Genomic DNA, 12,160 nt, shown 5'->3' on the forward strand with positions numbered 1-12,160 from the left:
CCCACCTCGCCACCACCGCGCGTCTCCACCGACCCCGCCTCCACCGACCCCGCCTCCCTCGGCCCCGCCTCCCCACGCATCCGTCTCACCCCTCCAGCACCCGGCGCAGGTCCCAGAGCGTGCGCCAGAGCGCCGCGCCCTGCTCGGCCCGCCGGCGCACCGGGCCGTCCCAGTAGCCGAGCAGCCGGGCCGCGTCCGCCGGGTCGTCCTTGCGGACGGCGCCGATCAGCTGGCCGGGCAGGCGCCCGAGCAGGTCGCCGCCGCCGTCGTCCAGGTAGGCGGCGGTGACGCCGAGTGAGGTGGCCACCGAGACGGCCTCGGCGGTGCTCATCACGGTCGAGGGACGCTCCACGTCCCACCCCTCGACCGAGCGACCGGTGCGCAGATCACGGAAGGCGGTGACCAGGGCCTCCAGCACGGTGTCGTCCACCGCGTACGGCGCACCGGCCCGGGCGACGGCGGCGGTGGACTGGCGGCGCACCAGCTCGATCTCCGCGTCGAGCGAGCCGATCGGGCCGACCGTCTCGAAGTTGAAGCGCCGCTTGAGGGCGGCGGACATCTCGGAGACGCCCTTGTCGCGCAGGTTGGCGGTGGCGATCAGGGTGAAGCCGGGCGCCGCGTGCAGCTGGGCGTCCGGGGTGCCGGCCAGCTCGGGGACGGCGATCCGGCGTTCGGAGAGCAGCGAGACCAGGGCGTCCTGCACCTCGGGCAGGCAGCGCGTCACCTCCTCGACCCGGGCGACCGCCCCGGTGCTCATCGCGGTGAGCACCGGCGAGGGGACCAGTGCATCGCGGCTGGGGCCCTTGGCCAGCAGCAGGGCGTAGTTCCAGCCGTACTTGAGCTGCTCCTCGGTGGTCCCGGCGGTGCCCTGGACGGTCAGCGCGCTGGTGCCGCAGAGCGCGGCGGCGAGCAGCTCGGAGAGCATCGACTTCGCGGTGCCGGGTTCGCCGACCAGCAGCAGGCCGCGCTCGCCCGCCAGGGTGACCACGCACCGCTCGACCAGCGCGCGGTCGCCGACGAACTTCGGTTCGATCACCAGGCCCTTGCGGCCGGTCTTGAGCTTCTCGCCCTCGCTGCCGAGCACGAAGGTGACCACGGCGCGCGGGGTGAGCCGCCAGCCGGGCGGGCGCGGGCCGCTGTCGTGGCCGGCCAGGAACTCCAGTTCGGCGGCGTACTTCTCCTCCGGCGCGACGCTCTGCCGGCCGGCCGGCACCGCGGACGTGACCGGCGCAGCCGGTGCGGCCGGTGCGGCCGGTGCGGCCGACGTAGCAGGTGCGGCCGGTGCGGCACTGGCGGCTGTGTGGGTACTCATCGACGGGCCCTCCTGCGGGTGTTGGTGGTCAGCTCCTCGTAGCCGGGCCGGTCGCCCTCGGTGACCCGCCGCCAGGCGAGCGCGAAGAGCTCGGGCACCGCGAGGTGCGGCACGATCGCGCTGTGGCCCGTCACGTCGTACAGGCCCGCCTTCCAGGTCTCCACCGGCAGCTTGGGTGCCCGGGCCTGCTGCCAGCCGCCGGGCAGGAAGAGGCCGCGCCCGGCCCGCTCGCGCTTGGCGGCCAGCACCAGGTCGGTGGCGGCCAGTTCGGCGCGGGCCTGCTTGAGCCGGGCCGGCTTCCACCCCGTCCAGCGGGCGGCGTTGCGGTCGGTCGGGTCCGGCAGGGCGAGCAGTTGGAGGTAGAGCACGGCGGCGTCCGCGCCGAGCCCGGTCGCCCCGGCCACCTCCGCGACCAGCTCGGGCGCGCTGCGCACCGGGTCCTGCGGCCAGCCTGCCGGCTCGTCCGGCCCGCTGCCCCGCGCGACCAGGTGACCGAGCGGGGCGCCGAGCAGGGTGCGCAGGGCGGGCACGGTCTCCTGGAGGTAGTAGCCGGCGGTCAGGCCGCCGAGCAGGACGAGCAGCGGATCATCGGCGCCGCTCAGCGCGGCGGGCCGCAGGTAGACGACCTCGTTCGGGCCGGACGGCACCAGGAGCACGGCGGGGCCGCACTCCACCGGCTGGTCGCCGGCCTGCGCACCGGCTGCGGGCAGCCCGGCGTGGGCCCGCAGCACGCCCGCCAGCGAGGTGCCCCGGGCCAGGCCGTGCGCGTCGAGCAGCAGGAGGAGCCCGGGATCGGCGAACCGGGCCCGGATCGCGGCCAGCCCGACGGGCAGCAGCGGACGCAGCGCGTCCCCGTACGGCAGGTGGTAGGCCAGCCAGTGCAGGGCGTTGAGCAGCGCGGGCAGCTGGCGGTAGTTGGGGATCGCGGCCGGGTCGTCGGCCACCAGGCCGTTCTGCTCGCGCCGGAACCGCTGCACGGTGGTGCGGGAGAGCGCGGGCACCCGGGCGGGGTTGAGCACGTCCTCGATCGCGCTGAGCTGCCAGTGGTCCAGCCCGGCCTGGGCCTGCTCGGACAGGGTGGCCAGGCGGCCGTACCGCTCGACCCAGTGGCGCCCGGCGGCCTCGGCGGCCGGCCCGCCGCCGGGCCGCCAGAACTCGGCGGGATCGGCGGGCAGCAGGGCGGCGAGCAACTCCTCGTACTCGGTGCGGTCGAGCTCGCGCAGCCAGGCGTGGGCGGCCGCGGCCCGGACCGCCGTCAGCCCGTAGCCGGCCAACTGCTCGGTCGTGAGCAGCCGGTACGCCCAGCCGCCCAGCCCCGGCGGGTTGGCGAGCAGCAGGGTGGCGCGGGCCGGGCCGATCCCGGTGATCCGCTCGAAGCACTCGGCGGCGGCGGGCTGCCAGGGCGGTGGCCCGTCCTGGCGGAGCCGGGCGGTGAAGTCGGCGACCCACTCGGCGGGCAGGCCCGCGGACACCCGCCGCTCGCTCCGCAGCCCGAACCCGGCGACGGCTGCGAAAGCGCCGGACGGGTCGTGGTCCACCGCGAACCAGCGCACGTCGTGCTCGGCGAGCGGCTCACCGGCGAGGACCACCACCACCCGGCGGCCACGACGGAGCACCTGACCCACCCGGGCGCGCAGGTCGGCCTCGGTCGGGGTCCGGCCGAGCCGCTCGACCAGCGAGAGCTGACGGAGCGTGGGCAGCCCGGGAGACGTGGCCGGGCCGCGGGCCGCGTCCGGGAGCGCGTCCGGAGTCACGTCCGGCGTCACGTCCGGAGTCACGTCCGGGAAGCGGAAGCGGGTCAGTTCGGTCAGCAGCGTGCCCAGCGCCGCCCGGGTCGCCTCGTCAGCGGCACTCGACGCGGCGGTGAGCGCGATCGGGGCGGTACGCCCGAGCAGGTGGGGCCAGCCCGGGCAGCCACGGCCGCCGGGCAGCGGCAGACGGACCGGGTCGGCGGTCCAGTCGGCGGGACCGGTCGCCTCGGACCCGGCCGACCCGGCCGGCCCGTCCGACCCGTCCCGCGGGCCGGCCAGCACCGCGGCGACCGTCCGCAGGGTGCCGAGCAGGTGCCAGGTCAGCCGCCCCGGGGTGCGCGAGCCGCCGAGGCCGTGCAGGCCCTGGAAGACGGCTTCGGCGGCCGCGCAGAGCGAGCCGTCGTCGCCGTGCTCGGGCCGCTCCGCCGTGGAGACGGCGCCGGTGCTCCCGGCCGACGCCGCCACCGCGGGCTGCGGCGGCGGCGCGTAGCGGGCGGCCTTGACGGCGGTCTCGGTGGCCAGCCGGACCAGGCTCGCCACACCGAGCAGCAGCCGCGGGTGGGTCAGCTCGGGCAGCAGCGGCGCGAGGGCCTCGGTCGGCAGCGACCAGCGGGCCTGGCGCCGGGCGAGCGGGCGAGTGGTGCCCCGGATCACCAGCAGCTCCGGGGGGCGCGGCGGCTGCGTCTCGTCCGCCACGTCGGGCTCAGCGGCGTCCGCGGCCTCGTCCGCAGTGCCGGCCGCGGTGCCGGCCGCGGTGCCGGCCGCGGTGTCCACCGGCCAGGCGGCCTCGAAGAGTTCGGCCGCCCGCTCGTCGGTGAGGGTGCGCAGGGCGAGCGAGCCGGCCTCGTCGCGCGGGCGCAGCGCGTGCCAGTGGTCGAGCGGCGGCACCAGCGCGGTGCCGGCCGCGTGCGCCTGCCCGGGGGCGGCGCTGGTGATCCGGGCCAGCACCCCGGCGCGGACGCCGGTGCCGTCCGCCGGGGCGAGCTCGAAGTCGCGGTGCGCGCCGAGCTGGTGGTGCGCGGTGCCGAGCAGCAGCAGCCGCGCGCCGCCGGGCAGGTCGACCAGACCGAGCGGGTACCCCTCGTCGCGATCGGTGATGCCCTGCCCGGGCCCGGTGGGCAGGGCGGCGGTGCGGCCGTCGGCACCGTGGAAGACGAGCCGGCCCGCCTCGGCGCGCACCCAGCCGCCGAGCACCGTGCCGTCGGTGCCGAGCGGGCTGCCCGCCAGCTCGGGCAGCAGCGGCAGCAGCCGGGTGAACTCGGGCCGCAGCGGGCCGGTGCCACCGCCGCGGGTGGTGATCGGCGGCGCCGAGGCGCGCCCGAGCGCGCCGCTCACCGGGTCGTACTCGGTCAGCTCGGGACGGCTGCCGGAGCGCGCCAGCGTCCAGTGGCCGGTGCCGTCGCCGAGCACCCGGCGCTCGACGGGCAGGGTGGTGTCCCCGGCGCGCAGCGCCCGGCCGCCGGTGGCCCGCCCGCCACCGGGCAGCGGCAGCGAGGTCGGGGCCAGGCCCGCGTCCCAGTGGCGGTTGCCGCCGCCGAAGGGCTCGCCGAGCAGGGTGAAGACCTCGGTGGGCCGGTTGGACCAGTAGGCGAGGCGGGCGCGCTCCTGCCACCAGGAGACCAGCAGCTCACCGTCGACGTAACGCAACCGCGGTGTCTGCCAGGAGTCGGCCCCGGCGGGCACCCGCAACTCGTGCTCCAGCAGGATGCCCGCCGGGCCGACCACCACGGCCTGGCGCCCGCGCACCAGGATCAGCGCCGGCCAGGCGTCCTCGATGCGCAGCTCGCCCTGCTGGTACCGGCCGGCGGCAGCGGCGGGCGCGGTGCCGTGCTCCAGGCGGCCGAGCGCCTCCTCCAGGGCGGGCCAGCCGAGTTCGTCCACGATCCCGGCGCGCAGGGTGCGGGCCAGCAACTCGGCCGGGTCGAGGGCGGCGATCTTCTCGGCGGCCGTCGGGTTGACCGCCCGGATGGCGTCGCGGGCCGGGGCCAGCTGGGTCAGCACCCGGTCCGCCCCGGCCAGGGCGCGGGCGGCGTGCAGCTCCTCGGCGCGGTCCGCGGCCCAGGCGGCGAGCAGCTCGCGCAGCACCGGGTGCCCGATGATCAGCGGGCCGCGCACCGGCGCCATGCTGGTGGCGAAGTGGATCGGCAATGCCTGCTGCAGCAGCGGACGGTAGCGCGGATCGGCGGCGACGGCGGCCAGCTCGCCGCGGTCGGCCTCGCTCTCGGCGAACCAGTTGTCGAGGTCGATCCGGGTGTCGGCGGCCGGGTCGGCCACCGGCACCCCCTCGGCGAGCAGCAGGTCGAGCAGGTTGAGCGCGGTGGAGTGGCCCAGGCCCAGCAGCACCGGGACGCCCTCGGCGCGCAACCGCTCGGCCATCCGGGCGGCCAGCGCCAGTGTGGCGCCGCAGCTGGGGCGCCGCCGGTAGCCGCGGTCCAGGTGGGCGACCCAGCGGCCCAGCCAGTGGGCGGCGGGCTCAGCCCCGGCCTGACGCACCACCCCGGCCTGATGCTCCGTCAGGAGCGTGTCGGCACCGGTCTCCCGCAGCAGCACCAGCCACTGCGTGTCGACCACCGCCGCGTCGCCGGAGCCGGACGGGGTGGGCAGGATCTCCAGCAGCCGGCGCCGCACCGCCTCGTCCTGCCCCGCCAGCTCGGCCAGCGGCGCCCGCCAGGCCTGCCAGACCGCCGCCGGGGCGCGACCGATCGCCGAGCAGCTCAGCAACTCGGCGACCAGCTCCCGCTCCTGCTCGGCCACCGGCAGCCCGGCCGCCTTGAGCAGCGCCCTGGCGTCCTCCGCGATGCCCGCGTACGGGGCCATGCCGGCCGCCGAGCGCTCCGCGCAGAGCTGGCGGAACCGCTGCCAGGCGGTCAGCGGCTCCAGCCGCCCGGCCAGGCCCTTGATGTACTGGCGCAGCGCCTTGACGCTGAGCGCGCCGGCCAGCGCGAACTCCAGGAAGACCGCGCGCAGCCGCTCCTCGTCGACCGGCAGGCCGTAACCGCGCTCGGCGTCACGGGCCTTGCCGAACCAGGTGGCAGCGTAGGTGCGGTTGTCCAGCCCGAGGAAGATCCGGCCGACCTGCTCGCAGTAGGTGGGCAGGAAGTGCGGGACGGCGCGGCCGAGCCGGGCCGCCAACTCCTCGAAACCGTCCTTTGCGTGGCCGGGCTTGGCGGCCGCCTGGCGGGTCAACCGCTCCATCTCCTGCACCACGGCGAGCGCGTGGTGCCCGTTGGCCGGATCGTGCACCAGCGCCCAGGCCGGGAACCCGAGGGCCTCCTGCCGCACCTGGCCGACCGGCCCGCTCCCGGTCGGCTCCAGGCCGAGGAAGCCCAGCGCGAGGTCCTCGGCCGGCCCCAGGGCGCCGGGCACCAGGCGGACCACGGTGCGGCCCTCCAGCGCGGGGTGGTGGTAGGCGCGGGCGGTGAGCAGGTCCGCGGTGCTCTGCGGACCACCGGCCCCGGCCACCGTGCCGAGCGGCAGGATCCCGCCCGCCTCCAGCAGCCGGACGCCGTCCTGATGGTTCGTCATACCGACTCCTCCCCTTCGACCGTGCGGCCGGCGTACAGTGCGGCGGCCATCCGGACGCCTTCGGACCAGGCGACCGGGCCGACCTCGGCCAGCGGTATCGCGCGCCCGCCGGGCCCGGACCAGCTGAGCGGGCCGGTCTCGCCCTGGTCGTAGTCGTAGTAGTCGCCCAGCCAGGAGCGGGCCTCCACCACCTGCGCGCCGTCGGCCAGTTGGACGATCGCGTAGCCGCCGCGGACCCGGTAGCCCAGGCGGGCGCACCGGCCCAGCAACTCGCGCTGGCTCGGGTAGCGGCCGCCCGCGTAGCTGTCCAACTGGGTGGCCTGCTGGTCCAGGCCCGCCGGGCGCCGCCAGACCTCGCGGTGCAGCTGGTGCAGCCGCTGGTCGACACCCAGCTCGACGGCGAACTCCCTTAGCTCGGCCAGCTCTTCGAGCAGCACCGGGTGCGGTATGCGGATCTCGGTGTCGGTCAGGCGCACGGTGTCCCCGTCGAGGTCGACCACGCCGATGCCGCGCTCCGCCTCCGCGCCGCGCAGGAACCCGGCCACCGCGCCGTCCGCCCCCGTCACCACCAGGTCGCGCAGCACCGCCTGCCAGGCCGGATCGGGCCACACCGCCGTCAGCACCGCGGCGGGCACCGGCAGCGAGCGCACCATCCACCGCTCGACGTCGGCCTCGCACTGCCGCTCGTGGGCGGCCAGCCACTCGGTGAACTGGCCCAGCCGGGCGACGGCCGGATCGCCCTTCAGCTTGGGCGGCACCGCCTTGAGCCGCCGCCCGGCCTTGTTACGGCACGCCACGGTGCCGTCCTGGTCCAGGGTGACTTCGTAGTCACCCGCTGCCAACCACGCCATGACGGCGCCTCCCAACTGCGGTTTCGCGAGCTGCCACGAAACGTAGTGGGCACGACTGACAGCGTGTCGGCCAGGTGGGTGACGGCGTTACGGGACGCGACGAATGTCTTCCCTGACCACCTTCACAGGGCGCGGGCGAGGAAGAGGTCGGTGATCTGGTGTACGTCGATTCCGCCGCCCTGGGCGTCGAGCAGGCGGCCGGCTTCGGTCAGTGCCTGTTCGCGATGGTCGTCGGGCAGGATGCGATAGGCGGACAGCGAGGCGAGGTGACCGAGGTAGCGGTCGGTGTCGTACCGCAGGTCCTGCCGGAACCGGACCGATCGCAGGTCGGTGAAGCGGCCGTCCTGGCGGCACTCGGCATCGGGCCATGCCGGGTCCCAGTTCCCGGGCTCGTCACCGGAAAGGTCGCGGGCCAGGAAGCGGTGCGGTGAGCCGGTGATGCCGTGACGGTCTCCGATGCGCGCGAGTTCGGCACGCAATCCGGCGTCATGGATCCCGTGCGGGTTCCTGACCAGTGCCACCGCACCACCGGGTGCGAGCGCGGCATGGACCAGGTCCCAGCGCCGGTCACGATCCAGAAAATGCCAGGCGGAGGCGGCGAACAACAAACCGTAGTGCCGCCCGCCAGGTTGCCACTGCTCGAAGTCGCCGACCTCGACCCGGACGTTCGGATAGTCGGCGGTGTTGTGTCGCAGCACCCCGGCCATGCGCGCGTCGGGCTCGACACACACCAGCGGAATCCCCAGCGCGGCGAACGGCACGGTGGCCTTCCCGGTGCCCGCGCCGACCTCAACAGCCGCACGGCCCCCGAGAGCCGCGTACGCCAAGACCTCCGCGACCATCGCCTCCGCGTAGCCGGGGCGGGCGGCATCGTAGAGCTCAGCCACCTCACCGAAGACCTTGCTACGGGCCGCGTTGACGTGTCCCTCTGAGGTCATGAGTGTCCCTCGACTCCTTGATCGGCAGGCGGACACCCTACCGACCAACACACTTCGCGGACCAATGCTTTAGCACCCGCCCGCCCAACAGCCCCTAGCGTTCCGGGCGTCGGGCGTCGACCTCGATCTCGATCCTCATCCGGGGGTCGGCCAGCCCGCAGACCAGCATCGTCGCGGCCGGCCGCACCTCGCCGAAGCAGCGCCGCAGCACCGGCCAGCAGGGCTCGAAGTCGGCGCGCTCGGGCAGCAGGTAGCGCACCCGGACGACGTCCGCGAAGGAGCAGCCCGCCGCCGCGAGCGCGGCTGCGACGTTGCGCAGGCACTGCTCGGCCTGGGCCACCACGTCGTCCGGGATCGTCATCGTCGCGTAGTCGAAGCCGGTCGTGCCGGAGACGTGCACCCGGTCGCCGTCGACCACGGCCCGGGCGTAGCCGATCTGCTCCTCGAAGGTCGAACCGCTGAGGATCGCGCGTCGCTCTGTCATGCGCCGAACGCTAGGGCCGGGCCTTCTGATACGTCCAATACTCCAAGCCGCCTCATCTGGTATCCCTGGCGATATGGACCGCATCGACCTGCCGCCCCTCCCCCAGCTGCGCGCGTTCCTCGTGCTCGCCGAAGAGCTGCACTTCGGCCGCGCCGCCGCGCGGCTGGGCATCGCGCAACCGCCGCTCAGCCAGCAGATCCGCCGCCTGGAGGAGCGGGTCGGCCATCCGCTCCTGCACCGCCCGCCGGGCCCGGTCGGCCTCACCCCGGCGGGCCGCGAGCTGCTGCCCGCCGCCCGCCTCGCGCTCGACGGGCTCGCCGACGGCCTGGCGGCGGCGCGGGCGGTCGGCAGCGGGCGGGCCGGGCGGCTGCGGATCGGCTTCTCCGCCTCGCTCGCGCTCACCGTGCTGCCCGCGCTGCTGCGCACCCACCGCGAGCGCTACCCCGCCGTGCGGTTGGACATCCGCGAGATGACCACCGCCCCGCAGCTCCTCGCGCTGCGCGAGCGGACCATCGATCTCGGCCTGCTGCGCGAGCCGCCGGGCGCCGCGCCGGACCGCGCGGGCGGTGACCACGCGGGCGGTGACCACGCGGCGGGTGCCGGCCAGGCCGGTGCGGACCCGGAGCTGGCCTTCGAGACGCTGCTCACCGAGGAGTTGGTCGCCGTGCTGCCCGCCGCGCACCCGCTGGCCGGCCGACGCCCGCTCGACCTCGCGCTGCTGGCCGACGAGCCGTTCGTGCTGCTGCCGCGCGCCATCGGGCCCGGCCTGCACGACCGGATCACCGAAGTGTGCCGCGCCGCCGGCTTCACCCCGCTGGTGGCGCAGCGGGCGGTGGAGTGGCAGACCGTCTGCGCGCTGGTGGAGGCCGGACTCGGGGTCTCCCTCGTCCCCGCGAGCGTGCGGCGGCTGCGCCTGCGCGGCGTCGCCTTCCGCCGGCTCACCACGCGCGAGGCCCGCACCACGGTCGCGGTCGCCTGGCACCGCGGCGAGCAGAACCCGCTGGTGGCACGGCTGCTGGAGACCATCGCCGAGCAGCGGGACTGACGAGCGATCAGCAGCTTTCCCCCGCTACGGTGGTGACCTGTCGGATACTCAACCACGTTCTACCTATGGATTACTGATTCCCCTCGCCACAAGGATCGCTAGCGTACGGATCATCAACCCCGCCCGATGATCCTGGAGCAGCCCCGATGCCGTACATCACCAGTGCCGACCAGACCTCCCTCTACTACGAGGACTGGGGCAGCGGCACGCCGATCGTCTTCGTCAACACCTGGGGTCTGGGTACGGGCATGTGGGAGAACCAGGTGCCCTTCCTGGTCGAGCAGGGCTTCCGCTGCGTCACCTACGACCGGCGCGGCACCAAGCGCTCGGACCGCCCGGGCCACGGCTACGACTTCGACACCCTGGCCGACGACCTGGCGGCCCTGCTCGACCAGCTCGACCTGCACGACGTCGTACTGGTCGGCCACTCGATGGGCGGCGGCGAGGTGACCCGCTACCTGGCCCGGCACGGCGCGCAGGGCCGGGTCGCCAAGGCCGCGCTGCTCTCCGCCCTGACCCCGTACGTGAGTTGGGCCGAGGACAACCCCAACGGCTTCCCGCCCTTCGCCCATGACGCGGTCGCCGCGGTCATCAAGGCCGACCGGGCGAAGTACTGGGCCGGGTGGCCGGGCGCGCTGTTCGGCACCCACCTGGGCAACCAGATATCGGCCGAGACCACGGACTGGCTGCTCCGCGAGGTGATGGAGACCCCGATGATGCCGACCCTGGCGACCTGGCACTCGATCTTCCACACCGACTTCCGCGACGACCTGCGCGGCTTCACGGTCCCCACCCTGATCGTGCACGGCACCGCCGACCAGAACGCCCTGCCCGAGCTCACCGGCCGCCGCACCGCCGAGCTCGTCCCCGGCAACACCTTCAAGGAGTACGAGGGCGCCGCGCACGGGCTGTTCGTCACGCACAAGGACCAGCTCAACGCCGACCTGCTGGACTTCGCCAAGTCCTGACCGCCGAGTGCCGAGTGCCGAGTGCTGAACGCCACGTGCCGAATGCCGAAAAAGGATTTGCCACCGCGGGCGACCGGTCAGTAGAACTACGGACCGGTCATCCTCTCGGCACCTCATGGAGCACTACTTGCCCGCTGTACCCGCTGTACCCGCTGTACCCGCTGTACCTGCTGTTCCCGCAACACCCGCAGCACCCGCGCCTTCGATCGGGCAGGTCCTGCGCCCCATCACCGGGCCGGACGAGGTCGAGCTCTTCAACCGGATCCCGTACGCGTTCAACCACGAAGTGGCCGAGGACCTCGCCGCCGGGCGCCGCCGCCGGGACTGGACCTGGCTCGCCCTCGACAGCGAGGGCCGGTTGCTGGCCCGGGTCGCCTGGTGGTCCCGCCCCGGCGACACGGACCCCGCGCTCCTCGACATCTTCGACTACCTGCCGGGTCACGAAGCCACCGGCGCGGCGCTGCTCCGCACCGCCCTGGCCGCCGTCGTGCCCGAGGGCGGCACGCCGGCCAAGTACACCCGGTTCCTGCCGCCCGACTGGCGTGAGGACCCGGCCGTACGCACCGCCGTCGACGGGCGGCTGGCCATCGTGGAGCGGCTCGGCGCCCGCCTGTTCGTGGAGCGGCTGCGCCTGGAGTGGACACCCGGCTCACCGGACGCCGACCCACCCAGCGCCGACTCACCCAGCGCCGACTCACCGGACGCCGGGGCGGTCGACGCAGGCCCACCCGTCCCCGGGCCGACGGGGCGGCTGGCCTTCCGCCCCGTCGCCGGCGAGGGCGAACTCCTCGACCTGCTGACCGAGATCCTCACCGGCACGCTGGACGCCTACAGCCTGGACGATCTGCGGCAGATGACCGCGCGCCAGGCCGCCCGGCTCCAGTTCGACGAGGAGTTCGCGCACTTCACCAGCCCGCGCGACTGGTGGCGCGTCGCCACCCTCCCCGGCAGCGGCGAACCGGTGGGCCTGGTGATCGCCGCACGGAACCAGTACCGCCCGATCATCGCGTACCTCGGCGTGCTGCCCGCCCATCGCGGCCAGGGCCACATCGACGAGATCCTCGCCGAGGGCACCCGCGTCCTGGCCGCCACGGAGCCGGAGTGCGTCCGGGCCTCCACCGACGTGGGCAACGCTCCGATGGCGGCTGCCTTCGCCCGCGCCGGGTACGCCGCCTTCGAGCGCGAGATCGTCATGACCTGGGACTGACCGGACCGGGGCGTGGCACTGACCGGACCACGAGGGCGTGAGCCGGGAGCCACCAGGCAGTGGTGCGGCGGCCCGTGCC

At 75.1% G+C, this 12,160-nt stretch carries 8 protein-coding genes; 3 read left to right on the top strand and 5 right to left on the bottom strand.

The window, feature by feature from the left end:
• Window positions 1-85: 85 nt before the first annotated feature.
• The 5 genes from OG455_RS08930 to OG455_RS08950 form a co-directional block, all read right to left on the bottom strand.
• Window positions 86-1,312, bottom strand: a complete 1,227-nt coding sequence (locus OG455_RS08930; protein WP_266291873.1) for an AAA family ATPase — start codon at window positions 1,310-1,312, stop codon at window positions 86-88.
• Window positions 1,309-6,588, bottom strand: a complete 5,280-nt coding sequence (locus tag OG455_RS08935) for a hypothetical protein (RefSeq protein ID WP_266291875.1) — start codon at window positions 6,586-6,588, stop codon at window positions 1,309-1,311. Before OG455_RS08935 ends, OG455_RS08930 begins: the two co-directional genes overlap by 4 nt.
• Window positions 6,585-7,439 carry a DUF4132 domain-containing protein gene (locus OG455_RS08940; protein ID WP_266291877.1) on the bottom strand — a complete coding sequence of 285 codons (855 nt, stop codon included), beginning with the start codon at window positions 7,437-7,439 and terminating at the stop codon, window positions 6,585-6,587. Before OG455_RS08940 ends, OG455_RS08935 begins: the two co-directional genes overlap by 4 nt.
• A gap of 122 nt (window positions 7,440-7,561) precedes the next feature.
• Complete coding sequence (locus OG455_RS08945; protein WP_266291879.1) at window positions 7,562-8,377, bottom strand: trans-aconitate 2-methyltransferase; 816 nt, start codon at window positions 8,375-8,377, stop codon at window positions 7,562-7,564.
• Window positions 8,378-8,471: 94 nt separating this feature from the next.
• Entirely contained in the window at window positions 8,472-8,861 is a 390-nt protein-coding gene (locus OG455_RS08950) for a RidA family protein (RefSeq protein WP_266291881.1), read from the bottom strand.
• A gap of 73 nt (window positions 8,862-8,934) precedes the next feature.
• Between OG455_RS08950 and OG455_RS08955 the strand changes: the two genes are divergently transcribed.
• From OG455_RS08955 to OG455_RS08965, 3 genes are all read left to right on the top strand, one after another.
• Entirely contained in the window at window positions 8,935-9,906 is a 972-nt protein-coding gene (locus tag OG455_RS08955) for a LysR family transcriptional regulator (protein WP_266291883.1), read from the top strand.
• A 146-nt stretch (window positions 9,907-10,052) separates the two neighbouring features.
• Window positions 10,053-10,874, top strand: coding sequence for an alpha/beta fold hydrolase (locus OG455_RS08960; protein WP_266291885.1), 822 nt, complete (start codon window positions 10,053-10,055; stop codon window positions 10,872-10,874).
• A 217-nt stretch (window positions 10,875-11,091) separates the two neighbouring features.
• On the top strand, window positions 11,092-12,081 hold the full coding sequence (locus OG455_RS08965; RefSeq protein WP_266300703.1) for a GNAT family N-acetyltransferase: 990 nt from the start codon (window positions 11,092-11,094) through the stop codon (window positions 12,079-12,081).
• The last annotated feature ends 79 nt before the right edge of the window (window positions 12,082-12,160 follow it).

The organism is Kitasatospora sp. NBC_01287, assembly GCF_026340565.1.
Lineage (GTDB): Bacteria > Actinomycetota > Actinomycetes > Streptomycetales > Streptomycetaceae > Kitasatospora.